Source organism: Streptococcus sp. oral taxon 431 (assembly GCF_023115445.1).
Taxonomy (GTDB): domain Bacteria; phylum Bacillota; class Bacilli; order Lactobacillales; family Streptococcaceae; genus Streptococcus.
Window position 1 is genome coordinate 1 of the sequence record NZ_JALDUI010000025.1, and the last position, 661, is coordinate 661.

The window sequence follows — 661 nt, forward strand, 5'->3', positions numbered from 1 at the left end:
AGCGAAAGACGCTTCAAACAATACATCAACTCCAACTACAGCAACAGTAGCGAAAGCTGATGATAAGACAGCTCCAGCAGCCCCAGTTGTGAACCCAGTTAAAGCAGGTGACACAGCAGTAACAGGTACAGCTGAAGCAGGTTCAACCGTCGAAGTCACTCTTCCAAATGGTGATAAAGTATCAGCTAAAGCTGACCAAGATGGCAACTTCAGTGTTCCAGTTAGCGGTTTGGAAGAAGGTAAGACAGTCTCAGTAACAGCGACAGATGACGCAGGTAACACATCAGATGCGACAACAGTAACCGTAGCGAAAGCCGATGATAAGACAGCACCAGCAGCCCCAGTTGTGAACGATGTTAAAGAAGGTGATAAAGCTGTTTCAGGAACAGCAGAACCAGGAACAATCGTTGAAATCACTCTTCCAAATAGTGAAACAGTTACTGTTACTACAAATGAAGCTGGTCTCTTCTATCTTCCAGTTATGGGCTTGAAAGCTGGTGATAAAGTGACTGCCGTAGCAAAAGATGCATCAGGCAATACATCAACTCCAACAGAGAAAACAGTTGGTAAAGGTGATGGTAAGGATGCGGATAATGTTAAAGTACCAGCTCTTACTCCAGTAGTAGATCCTAACAACTTGACAGATGCAGAAAAAGCTAAA

1 protein-coding gene is annotated in these 661 nt (G+C 44.0%); it reads left to right on the forward strand.

Going from position 1 to position 661, the window contains the following annotated elements; all coding sequences use genetic code 11:
* On the forward strand, positions 1 to 661 hold a 661-nt coding region (locus M1R56_RS09630), incomplete at both ends, for an Ig-like domain-containing protein (protein WP_248036001.1).